At 32.6% G+C, this 14826-nt stretch carries 17 protein-coding genes and 1 tRNA gene; 7 read left to right on the top strand and 11 right to left on the bottom strand.

The genetic code is table 11. From position 1 onward, the window contains the following. Positions 1-8: 8 nt before the first annotated feature. Together ACN5J3_RS11070 and ACN5J3_RS11065 are read right to left on the bottom strand one after the other, a co-directional pair. Entirely contained in the window at positions 9-1526 is a 1518-nt protein-coding gene (locus ACN5J3_RS11070) for an OmpP1/FadL family transporter (protein WP_418511789.1), read from the bottom strand. Between the two features lie 35 nt (positions 1527-1561). Then, positions 1562-2530 carry a hypothetical protein gene (locus ACN5J3_RS11065; protein WP_418511788.1) on the bottom strand — a complete coding sequence of 323 codons (969 nt, stop codon included), beginning with the start codon at positions 2528-2530 and terminating at the stop codon, positions 1562-1564. Positions 2531-2632: 102 nt separating this feature from the next. On the opposite strand from ACN5J3_RS11065, the gene proS reads away from it, so the two are divergent. The 3 genes from proS (at position 2633) to rpsT (ending at position 4582) form a co-directional block, all read left to right on the top strand. Next, complete coding sequence (proS, locus tag ACN5J3_RS11060; RefSeq protein ID WP_418511787.1) at positions 2633-4111, top strand: proline--tRNA ligase; 1479 nt, start codon at positions 2633-2635, stop codon at positions 4109-4111. A gap of 114 nt (positions 4112-4225) precedes the next feature. Beyond that, positions 4226-4297 (top strand) — tRNA-Glu (locus ACN5J3_RS11055). A gap of 33 nt (positions 4298-4330) precedes the next feature. Further along, on the top strand, positions 4331-4582 hold the full coding sequence (gene rpsT / locus ACN5J3_RS11050) for a 30S ribosomal protein S20 (RefSeq protein WP_417289814.1): 252 nt from the start codon (positions 4331-4333) through the stop codon (positions 4580-4582). Positions 4583-4852: 270 nt separating this feature from the next. On the opposite strand, the gene ACN5J3_RS11045 is transcribed toward rpsT, so the two are convergent. From ACN5J3_RS11045 to rho, 5 genes are all read right to left on the bottom strand, one after another. After that, positions 4853-5098, bottom strand: a complete 246-nt coding sequence (locus tag ACN5J3_RS11045) for a DUF1275 family protein (protein ID WP_418511786.1) — start codon at positions 5096-5098, stop codon at positions 4853-4855. Between the two features lie 58 nt (positions 5099-5156). Then, on the bottom strand, positions 5157-5420 hold the full coding sequence (locus ACN5J3_RS11040; protein ID WP_418511785.1) for a hypothetical protein: 264 nt from the start codon (positions 5418-5420) through the stop codon (positions 5157-5159). Between the two features lie 56 nt (positions 5421-5476). After that, on the bottom strand, positions 5477-5644 hold the full coding sequence (locus tag ACN5J3_RS11035) for a winged helix-turn-helix domain-containing protein (RefSeq protein ID WP_417289906.1): 168 nt from the start codon (positions 5642-5644) through the stop codon (positions 5477-5479). A 145-nt stretch (positions 5645-5789) separates the two neighbouring features. Then, entirely contained in the window at positions 5790-6107 is a 318-nt protein-coding gene (locus ACN5J3_RS11030) for a response regulator (protein WP_418511783.1), read from the bottom strand. 121 nt (positions 6108-6228) lie between these two features. After that, positions 6229-7893: a transcription termination factor Rho gene (gene rho / locus ACN5J3_RS11025; RefSeq protein WP_418511782.1), complete on the bottom strand. Its 1665-nt coding sequence runs from the start codon at positions 7891-7893 to the stop codon at positions 6229-6231. 198 nt (positions 7894-8091) lie between these two features. Here rho and ACN5J3_RS11020 point away from each other — a divergent pair, with 198 nt between their 5' ends. Continuing rightward, positions 8092-8502 carry a DUF4293 domain-containing protein gene (locus ACN5J3_RS11020; RefSeq protein WP_417289808.1) on the top strand — a complete coding sequence of 137 codons (411 nt, stop codon included), beginning with the start codon at positions 8092-8094 and terminating at the stop codon, positions 8500-8502. Between the two features lie 56 nt (positions 8503-8558). Here the strand turns inward: ACN5J3_RS11020 and ACN5J3_RS11015 are convergent, their stop codons facing one another. Further along, complete coding sequence (locus ACN5J3_RS11015) at positions 8559-9050, bottom strand: metallophosphoesterase family protein (protein WP_417289806.1); 492 nt, start codon at positions 9048-9050, stop codon at positions 8559-8561. Between the two features lie 106 nt (positions 9051-9156). Between ACN5J3_RS11015 and truA the strand changes: the two genes are divergently transcribed. Both truA and ACN5J3_RS11005 read left to right on the top strand, forming a co-directional pair. Continuing rightward, entirely contained in the window at positions 9157-9906 is a 750-nt protein-coding gene (truA, locus tag ACN5J3_RS11010) for a tRNA pseudouridine(38-40) synthase TruA (protein WP_418511781.1), read from the top strand. A gap of 36 nt (positions 9907-9942) precedes the next feature. After that, complete coding sequence (locus ACN5J3_RS11005) at positions 9943-11712, top strand: ABC transporter ATP-binding protein (protein ID WP_418511780.1); 1770 nt, start codon at positions 9943-9945, stop codon at positions 11710-11712. Here the strand turns inward: ACN5J3_RS11005 and ACN5J3_RS11000 are convergent. The 3 genes from ACN5J3_RS11000 to folP are packed head-to-tail and all read right to left on the bottom strand — an operon-like array spanning position 11689 to position 14177. Beyond that, on the bottom strand, positions 11689-12510 hold the full coding sequence (locus ACN5J3_RS11000; protein WP_418511779.1) for a DUF3667 domain-containing protein: 822 nt from the start codon (positions 12508-12510) through the stop codon (positions 11689-11691). The two genes, ACN5J3_RS11005 and ACN5J3_RS11000, sit on opposite strands and share 24 nt — an antisense overlap. 17 nt (positions 12511-12527) lie before the next feature. Beyond that, positions 12528-13313 carry a diadenylate cyclase CdaA gene (cdaA, locus tag ACN5J3_RS10995; RefSeq protein WP_344728513.1) on the bottom strand — a complete coding sequence of 262 codons (786 nt, stop codon included), beginning with the start codon at positions 13311-13313 and terminating at the stop codon, positions 12528-12530. A 30-nt stretch (positions 13314-13343) separates the two neighbouring features. Next, positions 13344-14177: a dihydropteroate synthase gene (folP, locus tag ACN5J3_RS10990; RefSeq protein WP_418511778.1), complete on the bottom strand. Its 834-nt coding sequence runs from the start codon at positions 14175-14177 to the stop codon at positions 13344-13346. A 106-nt stretch (positions 14178-14283) separates the two neighbouring features. On the opposite strand from folP, the gene ACN5J3_RS10985 reads away from it, so the two are divergent. After that, positions 14284-14820: a DUF1599 domain-containing protein gene (locus ACN5J3_RS10985; protein ID WP_417289801.1), complete on the top strand. Its 537-nt coding sequence runs from the start codon at positions 14284-14286 to the stop codon at positions 14818-14820. Positions 14821-14826 lie beyond the last annotated feature (6 nt).

Here is a 14826-nt window from a genome sequence, read left to right as displayed (position 1 = left end):
GTTTTAGACTATAAATTAAAGCTTAAAGATAATGATACGTTTGATGTTTTATTGTCTACAAAAGCAGCATCGGTTAGTCCAACACTATAAAGACTGTTAGCGTCTTCTCTTTGGAATTGGTCAAAAGTAAGGTCTAGTTTAACCAAGCTTCCAAAGCTATAACCTAACCCCAAAGAGTAACCTTTAAGTTCACCAATGTTTGTTTCGTTTTTATACGGGCTTTCTTCAAAACGATAACCAGCTCTAAAACTCAACTGTCTAAATCTGTATTCGCCACCAATTTTGTAAGTTGAAGCTGTTGTTAAGCTATTTTGAATAATAGCATTTTGTCTAGAAAAATACTCGTCAGATTTAGGTCTAAACTTTGTGTTGCTGTAGTCTTTTATAGAATAGTCAAAACTAATAAGGCCATGGTTCCCAAAAATATAAGCTAAACTACCAGTAAATTTACCCGGGTTTGTAAGTTTGTAATTTGGGAAAATATTTATTGTCTGTGGATTAATGATTTGGCTAACATTAGACCCTGAATCATCTCTTATAGTTGATATATATTGAGAACCTTCTTCATCAATACTATACCAAGTAGGAGAGTTGTAAGTTAAGCCAGCTCTTAAGCCTTCAGTTACTTTCATGATACCTCCTATTTGAAATGAAAAACCAGAACCTGTGGTGATAAGATTGTTACCAAAATTTACTTGGCTAACGGTACCTGAATTGGCATTGGTTTCATATAAATTGGTAAAGCGCTCATAGTTTATAAAATGAGAATTTAGGTTAACTCCTAAATAAAACTTATCTCCAATTTGCGTTGCTGTATTTATTGTAAACTTTCCGTTATATCCTGTAGCAGCATATGAGTATTCATGGTAATAATCACCATTGCCTATGTTTGAGCCATAAACAGTATTATCATTATTACCTGAAGCAGGCTCTAATATGTAAGATTCATAGCCTAAATAAGCTTGTTGGTTACTGTAACCATATAGGCTTCCAATTTCAGCATAAGCATCAGAGTAGCTTTCTCCTGGAAGAGCAGAGATTTCATCTAGCCTTAATCCGTTTGCATAGCCTAAAAAATAACTGTCAATAGAATTATTTGTGTTAACACCATTAGCAAACCAATCATCATCATAATCCTTAAGCTTGTCATAAGCAACGCCAAGTGTAAATTTTTTCATTACAGCATTTGGGTTTCTGTTGTCAAACACAAAAACAGCTCCTGTTTGGTTTAAATCTATAACAGAGCTAGATGAGTTGTCTAGTCCGTTAAAATAGCTTGTCTTGTTTTTTAAATTAGCATATGAAAGTGTTAATGAAATGTGGCTTGTGTTAAATATAGCTGAACCAGCTGGATTGATACTCATGGCACTTACATCACCACCTAAAGCTCCAAAAGCACCGCTTAAAGCTCTATATCTAGCAGATCCTTGAATGTTGTCTTGAGAGTACCTTAAAGCGTCTGATATGTCTTGTGCAAAAACGATAGGCGCACAAAGTACGCCTGCAATGAATAATAATTTCTTCATAATGATTCGTAGGTTTCTTAATTTTATTTTGATGTCTATCTTCCTCCTCTTCTTCCACCACGGCTCATAGAACCAGAAGATCTTGTTCTAGAAGGTGCAGAGTTTATTGTGCTGCTTCTTCTTGGTGCTGAAGACCTAGTTCTAACTTGAGGAGTTGTAGTTCTTGTTCTTACTCTAGGAGTTGTTGTACGAGTTCTTACACTGTTTGTATTAGATCTTGTTCTAGGAGTAGTTCTTATGCTGCGAGACGTATTATTTGATGATCTTACACGTGTGGAATTGTTATATGTTCTTCTTGTGTTATTTAATATAGAACTACGTCTTACAGTTCTTGTGTTTCGAGTATTAGTGTCGTATTGACGAGCTATAGTGCCTCGTGAATATAAGTTACCACGTCTTCCGGGTTGATAAACAATACCTCTTCTTGAGTAAGCATAAGGAGCATAATAATTATAGTTATGGTAACCGTATCCGTAGCCATACCAGTGGTAAGGATAGTAAGCGTCATAATAACCGCCGTAGAAAAAAGGTGAGTAACCATAATAATCCCAGCCAATATTCCAGTAAGGAGAATATCCCCAACCAAAACCGGCTCTGTAAGGATTATACCAACCAAAATTATTGAACCCAGAATTGTATACATTTACAGTTACATCTTCTGTGTTGTTTCCCCAACCAGCATAGCCTGTTGTGTATTCAGATTCGTTAGAATTTTCAGTAGCATAATTTCCTTCATAAGAGTCTACATCAGTAAAAACGTCTCCTTCTTCTTCAGGCATTTCATATTCTAATGATTTCTCTTTAAAATAATTTTCGTAAAAACCACCGTTATTTGAGGTTTGAGTAACTTCACGTTCGTATTCAACAGTGTTGCTGTCTGAATTATAAATACCATCATTGTCTTGACCAGCATACTGATAGGAACCACAAGATGTCAAAACAATAGATAGACTAAAGAGCGTTAATAGAGGAATTTTTCTTAATATGTAGTTATTAAATTGCATATCTCATAGTTTTTTATTGTTGAACATAACAAAAATAGTTAGTTTTGCCGAACTATTTTCTATATTTAACATAGTCACAATATTTGTGCCAAAACCCTGTATATGAGCAAAAAATTAACTAGTAGATCAGAAGACTATTCTAAATGGTATAATGAATTGGTTGTTAAAGCAGATTTAGCAGAAAATTCAGCAGTAAGAGGTTGTATGGTTATAAAACCATATGGCTATGCAATTTGGGAAAAAATGCAAGCAGAATTAGATAGAATGTTTAAAGAAACAGGACATCAAAATGCTTATTTCCCCTTATTTGTACCAAAAAGTTTATTTGAAGCTGAAGAGAAAAATGCCGAAGGGTTTGCTAAAGAATGCGCAGTAGTTACCCATTATAGATTACAGAATGATCCAGATAAACCAGGAAAACTGCGTGTTGATCCAGAAGCAAAACTTGAAGAAGAGCTTGTAGTAAGACCAACTAGTGAAGCGATTATTTGGAATACTTACAAAAATTGGATTCAATCATACAGAGATTTACCAATTTTAGTAAACCAATGGGCCAACGTAGTACGTTGGGAAATGCGTACGCGCTTATTTTTACGTACAGCAGAGTTTTTATGGCAAGAAGGTCATACAGCTCACGAAACAGAGGCAGAGGCTATTGCAGAAGCGAAGCAAATGAATGAAGTTTACGCAACTTTTGCTGAAAACTTTATGGCAATTCCGGTAATCCAAGGTGTAAAAACAGAAAGTGAGCGTTTTGCAGGAGCTGTTGAGACATTTTGTATTGAAGCGTTAATGCAAGATGGTAAAGCATTGCAAGCCGGAACGTCGCATTTCCTTGGTCAGAACTTCGCAAAAGCTTTTGATGTTAAATATGCTAATAAAGAAGGTAAACAAGATTATGTTTGGGCAACTTCTTGGGGTGTATCTACGAGATTAATGGGAGCGCTTATTATGACACATAGTGATGATAACGGATTGGTATTACCACCTAACTTGGCACCAAACCAAGTTGTAATTGTTCCTATATATAAGAATGAAGAGCAATTAGATGCTATTACAGAGGTTGTAAACGGAATTGTTAAAGATTTACGTAGTAAACATATAACGGTTAAATACGACAGTAGAGATACATTGCGCCCAGGAGCTAAATTTGCTCAGCATGAACTACAAGGAGTGCCATTACGCATTGCAATAGGAGCAAGAGATTTAGAAAACGGAACTGTTGAATTAGCAAGACGTGATACGTTAACAAAAGAAGTAGTATCATTAGACGGCTTAACTGATAAGGTAGAAGGGTTAATGACAGAGATTCAAGAATCGTTGTTTAAAAAAGCATTAGACTTTAGAGATTCTCACATTACTGAAGTGAATTCCTTTGAAGAGTTTAAAGATGTTTTAGAAAATAAAACAGGATTTATCTCGGCGCATTGGGATGGAACTCCAGAAACTGAAAATAAAATAAAAGAACTTACAAAAGCCACTATTAGATGTGTGCCTTTTGTAAATAAAGAAGAATCAGGTGTTTGTGTGTATACTGGAACACCTTCAAAAGGAAGAGTTTTATTCGCAAAAGCGTATTAAATAAATTTTTTTTGAAAAAAAATCAAATAAGTGTTGTAGCATTCAAAAAGAGTTGTATATTTGCATCCGCAATCACGAATTGCACAGTTCATTAAATAATGAAATAACCTTAATGGCCCGTTCGTCTATCGGCTAGGACGCCAGGTTTTCATCCTGGTAAGAGGGGTTCGATTCCCCTACGGGCTACAATTTTTTTCAATAAAAAATATTAGTAATAAAATGGCAAATCATAAGTCAGCATTAAAAAGAATCAGAAGCAACGAAGCTAAACGCTTAAGAAATAAGTATCAGCACAAAACTACGCGTAATGCTATAAAGAAATTACGTGATTTAAGTTCTAAGAAAGAAGCTGAAGCGTTAATGCCTTCTGTGTTTTCTATGATTGATAAGTTAGCAAAAAAGAATATTATTCATGCTAATAAAGCAGCGAATATTAAATCTGGTTTAGCTTCTCACATAGCTACGCTTTAAGATATTAAAATAATATAATAATGAAGCTTCTCATTATGAGAAGCTTTTTTTTTATTATAAATTTAGTTTTGTTTGTAGTAAAAGCCTTGGTTTAAATCAAGGCTTTTTTTTGTCTCTTTATGCGAATTAATTTGGCTAGTTTTAGTTTGTAATATTCATATAAAATGATAAAACAAATAACTCCACTTACAGCAAAGAAGACTAAAAACTTTGTTTTGAAATAAATTACTCCAGCTAAAATACCGCCTGTTAAATATGAAAAGGCAATAGCTAAAAACACATTAAATTTTCCTCGTAAGCTTTTATTGTTTCTATATTTTTTTTAGTGAACATAGCTGTTAGTATACCAACATCAGTTGTAAGCCCTGTAAGGTGAGTGGTTTTTACAGAGAAGTTAGAAATACTAGCTGTTAAACCGTTTTGTAATCCCATAGCTAGTAGCATTAATGCAACCATTATTTCAGTCTCGGAGAGTGTTTCTTTGTAAAATAGGTGACCGTAAAATCCAACAGACAACAAACAAATGATTTCTAATATTAATGGAGCCGCATGTGCAGCATACGAGTTTTTACTATTAAAGTTTATGATAATGATTGATGTTTATTTTTTCATAAGGAAGTTGCTCTAAATACTCTTGTCTAATTTCTTTTACAGTTCTTGTATCATCAAGGTTTTCTAGTTTTATTGTAGCGGTTGTAATAGATCTAATTTCTAGTCTTTTGTAAAAGTCGTCATATGAGTAATTTGAAATAGAATAATATATAAAACCACTAAACATTAATGTAAACAACAAAAATATTGAGGATAGAAATAGAATGATTTTAGTTTGCGTCCTCATCAGCTTCTTTTAATACATAACCCATGCCTATTATGGTTTGAATTATTCTTGTTGGGTTATTTTTTTCTCAAATAGTATATGTAAACGTCAACTACGTTAGTCGCTAAATTAAAGTTTATACCCCAAACATGTTCTAGAATGGTGTTTCTAGAAAGTACTCGCTCTTTATTATTTAGAAAAAGAAGTAGTAGTTTATATTCTGTAAGCGTAAGAGAGAGCTCAATACCACTTCTTGTAGCGGTTTTTTTTGTGTCATTAACTTCTACGCCTAAAAACGTATAAAGGTTTTCTTCTGTTTTGTGTTTGTAATCTTCAGAGCGTCTTATAAGGCTATTTATTCTAGCTGTAAGCTCCTCAAATTTAAAAGGTTTAACAAGATAGTCTTCTGCGCCATTGTCTAAACCTAGAGCTATATTTTCTACACTTCCTAAAGCGGTTAAAATAAAATGGGAACTTGCTGGTTTTTAGCTCTGATTTTTTTTTGCAAATTTCAATACCATTCATGTCAGGAAGCATTATATCAAGAATATTAATGTTAAACTTATTGCCTAAAGCCCAATTTAATCCATGTTCGCCATTAAGAGCAATAGTAACCTCAAATCCTTTTTCAGAAAGTCCTTTGTTTATAAAGGAGCAAACTTTAATATCATCTTCAATTAACAAGATTTTTTTTTGAGAGTTTGGCATTATAATATGTGTTATAAAAAATGGATTTTAAAGCTATAAATTTAATGAATTTTAAAAAAAAATGCTTTCAAAAAAATGAATTCTTGAAAGCATTAGTTTAATCTTTTTTTTAGATTTTTTATTATCCGTTCATAGAGATCAGGAACTCTTCGTTGTTTCTTGTTTGTTTAAAACGTTCGTTAATGAATTCCATAGCTTCAACAGGGTTCATATCTGCAAGGTACTTTCGCATTACCCACATACGCTGAATTGTGTTGTCGTCAAGTAAAATATCATCACGACGAGTGCTTGATGAAGTAAGGTCTATGGCAGGGAAAATACGACGGTTAGATATTTTTCTATCTAACTGTAGCTCCATGTTACCTGTTCCTTTAAATTCTTCAAAAATAACTTCGTCCATTTTAGAGCCAGTTTCTGTAAGTGCTGTAGCTATAATGGTTAATGAACCTCCGTTTTCAATGTTTCTTGCTGCACCAAAAAAGCGTTTAGGTCTGTGTAAAGCATTAGCATCAACACCACCACTTAAAATTTTACCTGAAGCAGGTTGTACAGTGTTATATGCTCTAGCTAAACGCGTAATAGAGTCAAGAAGTATTACAACATCATGACCGCACTCAACTAGACGTTTCGCTTTTTCTAATACAATATCGGCTATTTTAACGTGTTCGTGAGCTTCTTTATCAAAAGTAGAAGCAATAACTTCACCACGTACATTACGTTGCATATCTGTTACTTCTTCAGGACGTTCGTCTATTAACAAAATCATTTGATATACTTCAGGATGATTTGCAGCAATAGCGTTAGCAACGTCTTTAAGTAGCATTGTTTTACCTGTTTTAGGTTGTGAAACAATCATACCACGCTGGCCTTTTCCTATAGGAGAAAATAAGTCCATAATTCGAGTAGAAATAGTACTTTGTCTTTCAGCAATATTAAATTTTTCTTGAGGAAAAAGAGGTGTTAAATGCTCAAATGAAACACGGTCACGCACTACATTAGGATCTTGGCCGTTTATTTTATTTACTTTGATAAGCGGGAAGTATTTTTCGCCTTCTTTTGGTGGGCGTACGTTACCTAAAACGGTATCACCTTTTTTAAGACCAAATAATCTTATTTGTGATTGTGATACATATATGTCGTCAGGTGAAGATAGATAGTTATAATCTGAAGATCTTAAAAATCCGTATCCATCTTGCATGATGTCTAAAACACCTTCGCTCTCTATAATAGCATCAAATTCAAAATCAGGCTCACGATAACGGTTTCTATTGTCTTTGTTACCGTTGTTTCCTTTGTTGCTGTTGTTGTTATTGTTGTTGTCTCTTTTGTTAGAGCGGTTATTGTCTTTTCTTTGAGGCTTATTGTTTGTGTTTTGTGGAGTGTCTTCTTTTTTGGTAGAAGCTGTGTTGTTGTCTTTAGCTGCTGGTTTGTTTTGCGTTTTAGCTTCGTGGTTTGCAGCTTGAGACTTGTTGTCGTTTTGAGGTTTATCGTCGCTTTTTTCTTGTTGCGGCTTATTCTCTTTATTTGTTTGAGGTGCTTTTTTTGCAGCAGGTTTTTGTACGCGTTGTCTTGGAGCTCTTTTAGGTTTTTCCTTTTCCTGTTCTTGTTTGTTGTCATCTTGTTTAGCAACTTCTTTTACTGCTTTAGGGTTTGCAGCTTGATGATCTAATATTTGATAAACAAGATCTAATTTTTTTAACGAACGGTATTTAGAAACGTTCAGTTTTTTAGCTATTTCCTGTAATTCAGGAAGCTTCATTTCTTTTAATTGCGTGATTTCAAACATTGATGTTGAATTGTGAATATTTGAGTTAAATATTAAATTAGAATTTTTCTGAAAAAAATGATTTTATTCTGAAGAATTAACAACTTACAACTCTGATAGTTGGTGATTGTTACTGCAATTATACAACATTTATTTTAATAATTTCACGTATTTTTTAAAAAGAAACTATTATTTTTGTGCCATAATTAAAGAAAATTAATGCTTCAAAGAGTACAAACCATATACTTGTTATTATCTGTAATAGTGTCTGCAGGATTAACTTTTGTATTTCATTTATGGACAACAAATGATGATGTTATGGTTTTTGCTAAAGATCATGTGGTATATTTTGCTATGTTTTTAGCATCAGCAATACTATCTTTAATTTCTGTATTTATGTTTAAAAATAGGAAGTCTCAATTTGTTTTGGGGCGTCTTAACATCATATTAAACTTTATTTTACTAGGATTATTTGTGTATCAATCTCTAAATTTATCTGGAGAAACAAACGTTTCTGAGAAAGGTATTGGGATTTTTCTTCCTATTGTTTCTATCGTGTTATTGGCCTTGGCCAATAAAGCCATTAAAAAGGATGAAGATCTTGTAAAATCTGTAGATCGATTACGATAAACCTATCATCTTAGTAGTATTAGTGCGTGAGCCCAAGGTGAAGATCTTGGGCTTTTTTATTTTTTAAATTCAATAACTTCTAAATCTTTAATAGTTCCATTATCTACAATAAACCGTAGCATGGTTCGCACTTTATGAAATCCGTGTTTTCCAACAGCACCAGGATTCATATGTAATAAATTTAGTTTTTTATCAGGCATCACTTTCAAAATATGAGAGTGACCAGAAATAAAAAGTTTTGGTGGGTTTTTTGTAATAGCTTCTTTAACACGAATATTATATTTGGGAGGATAACCACCAATGTGTGTTATCCAAACATCAACACCTTCACAAGTAAACCGATTGTGTTCAGGAAACTCTTGTCTGGCCTTATCGTCATCTATATTGCCATATACGGCGCGTAGCGGTTTTAAAGCTTTTATGGCATCAGTGACTTTTAGATCTCCAATATCTCCTGCGTGCCATACTTCATCAGCGTGTTTTACATGTTTTAAAATGACATCATCAATGTAACTATGGGTATCTGAAAGTAGGAGAATTTTTTTCATTATAATAAATACAGAAATCTTAAGTTTTTATTAGCGTTTTATTTAAAAATTAAAGAGAGATAAAATTCTATCTTTGTAGCTTCAGAAACAAAAGTAGCAATTCAATTTGAGATATTTTATTAAGCTTTCGTATAACGGAAAAGCGTATCATGGTTGGCAAAATCAGCCTAACGCAATTTCAGTACAAGAGGTTTTAGAAAAAGCGTTATCTACGTTACTTCAGCAACCAATAGCTATAGTAGGTGCCGGACGTACAGATGCCGGAGTACATGCTTCTCAAATGTTTGCACATTTTGATACAGAGCAAGAGTTTTCAGAAGAACAGCTTGTGTTTAAGATGAATTCATTTTTGCCAAACGATATTGCAATACAAGATATTTTTAAGGTACAGCCAGAGGCTCATGCAAGATTTGATGCCTTAAGTAGAGAGTATGTTTATAGAATTTCGTTAGAAAAAGATGTTTTTAATTTTAATCAAACGTACTATATGAAAATGATGCCGGATGTTGATAAGATGAATGAAGCATCAAATATTTTATTTGAGTATAAAGATTTTCAATGTTTTTCTAAAAGCAATACCGATGTAAAAACGTATAATTGTGAGATTATGAAAGCGCAATGGCAATATGTTGATGGAGAATTACAATTTACAGTAAAAGCTGATCGTTTTTTGAGAAACATGGTAAGAGCTATTGTAGGAACAATGATTAATATAGGTTTAGGTAAAATTAAAGTTGCTGACTTACATGAGATTATAAAGTCTAAAAATAGGAGTGAAGCCGGATATTCTGTTCCAGGACATGCGCTGTATTTGATAAAAATTGAATATCCAGATTCGATCATGTTTCAAGAGTAATTTTTTTAAAACGTTTCTATTTGTATAGAAAATATTATGAGTAAAAAGAAAGAACAGGTACTTGATGTTAATTTATTTAAACGATTAACAGTTTATATAAAACCTTATAAAGGTGTGTTTTTTGGTGTGCTTATTGCTGTTATTTTATTAGCAATTTTTACAGCGGCAATTCCTTATATCACCCAGCAAGCAATAGATCAGAATATAGCCCAACAAAAGGAGCAGGATTTTCTGTATTATATTATTGCTATGTTGGTGCTTTTGCTTTTTCAAACAGTTTGTCAACTGCTATTCATTTATTATGCTGGATGGCTAGGTCAAAGTGTTGTAAAAGATGTAAGAGTGAAGCTTTTTAACCATATTCTTGGTTTCAAAATGAAGTACTATGATAATTCTTCTGTAGGTGTTTTAATTACTAGGGCAGTTACAGATATGGAGCGTATTGCAGATATTTTTGGCGAAGGATTATTTATGATTTTTAGAGACCTACTTACCATGTTAGTAGTGTCATCTGTAATGGTTTATATGAATTGGAAATTAAGCTTTATAGTGTTTTTAATGCTTCCTTTGGTATTGTATGCAACACGCTTATTTCAAAAGTATATGAAACGCGCTTTTGAAGAAGTACGTACTGAAGTTTCAAACTTAAATTCATTTGTTCAAGAGCGTTTAACTGGAATGAAAATCTTACAGTTATTTACTAGGGAAGATACCGAGTACAAAAAGTTTAAAGAAATAAATGAACGCCATAAAAAAGGTTGGCTAAAAACAGTTTGGTATAACTCAATTTTCTTTCCAATAGCAGAATTGTCTTCTTCTATAACTATAGGGTTGATTGCTTGGTATGGCGGACTTAATGCTGTAATGAATAATACAGCTTCTTTAGGAGATTTAACAGCATTTATTATGATGATTCCAATGTTGTTCAGACCATTACGTCAAATAGCAGATAAGTTTAATACGTTTCAGATGGGAATGGTTGCGGCCAATCGTGTTTTTAAAGTGCTTGATACAACATCTCAAATTGATAATTCAGGAACAGAAGAAGCTACTAATTTTAAAGGAGATATAGCTTTTGAAAAAGTGCATTTTAGTTATGTAGATAATGAAGAAGTATTAAAAGGTATATCGCTTAATGTTAAAGCTGGTCAAACCGTTGCAATAGTTGGAGCTACAGGAGCAGGAAAATCAACCATCATTAATTTATTAAATAGATTTTACGATATAAATAGTGGTGTTATAAAAGTTGATGGTATAGATATAAAGACACTTACATTACAATCTTTAAGAAAGCAAATAGCTGTTGTTCTTCAAGATGTTTTTCTATTTGCTGATACCATACTAAACAACATAACCTTAAACGATACTAATATTACTCAAAGCCAAGTTGAACAGGCAGCAAAAGATATTGGTATACACGAGTTTATAATGAGCTTGCCTAATGGATATCAATATAATGTAAAAGAACGTGGTGTTATGTTATCTTCTGGTCAGCGTCAGTTAATTTCATTTTTAAGGGCTTACGTTACAAATCCTAGTATACTAGTTTTAGATGAGGCAACATCGTCTATAGACTCACATTCAGAACAATTAATACAAACAGCTACAGATAAGATCACTCAAAACCGAACATCAATAATAATAGCACATAGGCTAGCAACAATAAAAAAAGCAGATACTATTATTGTTATGGATGCAGGTAAAATTGTAGAACAAGGCACACACGAAGAGTTACTTGCTAAACAGAGTGGTTATTACAAAAACCTATATGAAGTGCAATTCTTAAAAAAGGAAGAACTGGCTTGATAATTGAGAGGCTTCTTTTGCAGATTTTTTTGCTTCAATCATTTTTTGTAAATCTCCGTTTAAGTACATGAATGCTCCCATAACGATTGTAACTACAAACATTATAAAAATTAAAATAAGGATAAATAAAAAGGTTTTTAGTGCAATTTCACTTGTTTTAATTTGATATAAACGCTTAAAGCAGTAAGCTGTAAATAGAACTTGAAATATAATAACAATACTACTTGTTATTGAAAAGTGAATACCAAACAGTGATGTTATTATAATAAATAAAGAACTTATAATAGAAAAATGCGCTGAAGTGTACATGTTAATTACCAAATGCTCGGTATAGTTGTATTTTTTATGATTAAAGAAAACAACTTTAGAAATTAAAGCATAAATAGGAACAGCAAGCATAAAAATAAGCCCCTGATAGTCTTTGCTAAAATCCATGTTTTTTTGCTGAAAACCTTCCATGCCTTCTTGGTCAAGAAAATCCATGTTTAATAATTCTGGGAAAAACTTATTTAAAATAAACATTTGAAAACCAGCAATTGTTAGCGCTATGGCAAAGTAACTAACAACGTTAACATACTTTTTTCTTGTGCCGCTTATATAGTTGTCTATAACTATTTCTGGTTTTGAAAAAAGACTAGTAAATGTTTTGAAAAATTTATTGTCAACATTAAAATATTGTTGGGTAACGTCAACAAATAGGTTGTTTAGAGTTAGTCGGTTTCGTATAACTTTTGCACCACACTTATTGCAGTAATCATCATTGTTGTGCAGAGCGTTTTTGCAATTTTTACAAGTCATTTTTATGGTTTCATTATTTAACCTAAATCTTGTTTTATTAAGTCAACAAGCTCATGAGTGTCTTTAAACATAATAAACTCACCGTCTTTAAAGTAAGATATTTGTCCGGTTTCTTCGCTCACAGCAATAGCTAAAGCATCAGTCTTTTCACATATTCCTACAGCAGCTCTATGGCGTAAACCAAATCTGTTAGGAAGGTTTTTTTCATTGTTTACAGGTAAAATTACACGCGTTGCTTTTACGATGTTATCAGCAATAATGATAGCACCATCATGTAGCGGACTGTTTTTAAAAAAAATGCTTTCAATGATAGGTTGTGTGACTTTAATATTCATTTCGTCACCTGTGTTGGTCAGGAAATCTAGGTTGTTATTGCGCTCTAAAACAATAAGTGCTCCTGTTTTTGTTACGCTCATTTTATTGCAAGCGTTTACAATGGCTTCAACGTCAGTCTCTGTGTTAGTTTCATTTTTTAAAAACTTAAGTTGCTTAAAAAACTTCCCACGTTTACTAAAATTTGTAGAGCCAATCATAAGAAGAAACTTTCTTATTTCTTGCTGAAAAACAACAATTAACGCAATAAGCCCAACACTCATAAAACCACCTAGAATTTTGCTTAACATTTTCATTTGTAAAGCTTCTGTGATAACATAGATAAAGTAAATAATTACAATACCTATAAAGATGTTTATAGCAACAGTACCTTTTACTAACTTGTATACATAGTAGAGTAGTAGTGCTACAAGAACAACATCTATAATGTCTATAATGGTAAATTTTAATAGGTCGTCAAAGATTTCCAATTGGATGGCTTTTTGGTAAATTTAAAAAAATTAAAAAGAGTCTGTAGGTAATTCAGAAAATAATTTTACGCATTCCATAGCTTCTTTTACATCATGTACTCTTAAGATAGAAGCGCCTTTTTGCAATGCCATAGTGTTAATTACCGTGGTTCCATTTAGTGCTTCTTTAGGTGTAATATTTAGAGTTTTATATATCATAGATTTTCTTGAAACACCAGCAAGTAAGGGTTTTTCAATATGTTTAAAAAGCTCTAAATTGTTTAAGAGTTCAAAGTTTTGTTCGCGTGTTTTTGCAAATCCAAAACCAGGATCTACAATAATATCTATAATGCCAAGGGCCTTTGCTTCTGTAATTTTCTCTGAAAAATAAAACAAAATATCTTTTGTAAGATTGTTGTATGAGGTTAGTTGTTGCATGGTTTTAGGAGTTCCGCGCATATGCATCATAATATACGGCACTTGCAGTTTTGCAACGGTTTCAAGCATTTTGTTATCAAGTTGTCCTGCTGAAATATCATTAATTATTGCAGCACCTGCGTGAATAGCTTGTTTGGCTACTTCACTTCTAAAAGTATCTATAGATATACATATATCGGGAAATGTTTTAGTGAGCAAAGTAATTACAGGCAATAAACGTTTAAGCTCATCAGCTTCAGAAACAAAATCAGCATTAGGCCTTGAGCTGTAAGCTCCAATATCAATAAAAGTAGCGCCTTCTTCTAGCATGAGAGCTACTTGTTCTGTAATGCTTTTTTCACTTTTATATTGTCCGCCATCAAAAAAAGAATCAGGTGTAAGGTTTAAAATTCCCATCACTTTTGGGGTAGATAAATCTATGAGTTTGCCTTTGCAATTTATGGTCATTTGATAATTGTTTGTTGTTATAAATTCTTGTTAAGAAAACTTTAAACCTGAAACTTTTGAAGGTTAAATATTTTATGCGAAATTTACGCAAAATTGATTTTAATTTATGCAAGATACTTCAAAACTATACGATGGTGTGATTACAAACTGTAGGAGTTTGTTTATAAATAAAATGAAAGATTATGGAAGTGCTTGGCGAATATTACGCTTGCCGTCACTTACAGATCAAATATTTATAAAAGCACAGCGTATTCGTGGTCTTCAAGAAAATGATGTAAGAAAAGTAGATGAAGATGAATCTAGTGAGTTTATAGGTATTATAAATTATTCAATTATGGCTTTAATTCAGCTAGAAAAAGGTGTAGCTAACAAGCCTGATTTATCTGTAGAAGATGCAACTGCACAATATGACGAAAAAATAGCGATTACTAAAAAGCTAATGATGGACAAAAACCACGATTATGGAGAAGCCTGGCGTGATATGCGTGTAAGTTCATTGACAGATTTAATTCTTCAAAAACTATTGCGCGTAAAACAAATAGAAGATAATAAAGGTGAAACACTAGTAAGCGAAGGCATTGATGCTAATTATCAAGATATGATAAACTATGCCGTTTTTGCAATGATTCATTTAAACAAATAAATAAAA

This window comes from Corallibacter sp. (genome assembly GCF_048381695.1).
Taxonomy (GTDB): domain Bacteria; phylum Bacteroidota; class Bacteroidia; order Flavobacteriales; family Flavobacteriaceae; genus Corallibacter; species Corallibacter vietnamensis.
Note: the sequence above shows the minus strand (reverse complement) of the source record. Positions and strands in the feature narration are given on the sequence as shown.

Bases quoted from the DNA above. Each gene is read 5' to 3' on its own strand.
- ACN5J3_RS11070 (WP_418511789.1), bottom strand. From the start codon at position 1,526: ATGAAGAAATTATTATTCATTGCAGGCGTACTTTGTGCGCCTATCGTT.
- ACN5J3_RS11065 (WP_418511788.1), bottom strand. From the start codon at position 2,530: ATGCAATTTAATAACTACATATTAAGAAAAATTCCTCTATTAACGCTC.
- proS (WP_418511787.1), top strand. From the start codon at position 2,633: ATGAGCAAAAAATTAACTAGTAGATCAGAAGACTATTCTAAATGGTAT.
- rpsT (WP_417289814.1), top strand. From the start codon at position 4,331: ATGGCAAATCATAAGTCAGCATTAAAAAGAATCAGAAGCAACGAAGCT.
- ACN5J3_RS11040 (WP_418511785.1), bottom strand. From the start codon at position 5,420: ATGAGGACGCAAACTAAAATCATTCTATTTCTATCCTCAATATTTTTG.
- ACN5J3_RS11030 (WP_418511783.1), bottom strand. From the start codon at position 6,107: ATGCCAAACTCTCAAAAAAAAATCTTGTTAATTGAAGATGATATTAAA.
- rho (WP_418511782.1), bottom strand. From the start codon at position 7,893: ATGTTTGAAATCACGCAATTAAAAGAAATGAAGCTTCCTGAATTACAG.
- ACN5J3_RS11020 (WP_417289808.1), top strand. From the start codon at position 8,092: ATGCTTCAAAGAGTACAAACCATATACTTGTTATTATCTGTAATAGTG.
- ACN5J3_RS11015 (WP_417289806.1), bottom strand. From the start codon at position 9,050: ATGAAAAAAATTCTCCTACTTTCAGATACCCATAGTTACATTGATGAT.
- ACN5J3_RS11005 (WP_418511780.1), top strand. From the start codon at position 9,943: ATGAGTAAAAAGAAAGAACAGGTACTTGATGTTAATTTATTTAAACGA.
- ACN5J3_RS11000 (WP_418511779.1), bottom strand. From the start codon at position 12,510: ATGACTTGTAAAAATTGCAAAAACGCTCTGCACAACAATGATGATTAC.
- folP (WP_418511778.1), bottom strand. From the start codon at position 14,177: ATGACCATAAATTGCAAAGGCAAACTCATAGATTTATCTACCCCAAAA.
- ACN5J3_RS10985 (WP_417289801.1), top strand. From the start codon at position 14,284: ATGCAAGATACTTCAAAACTATACGATGGTGTGATTACAAACTGTAGG.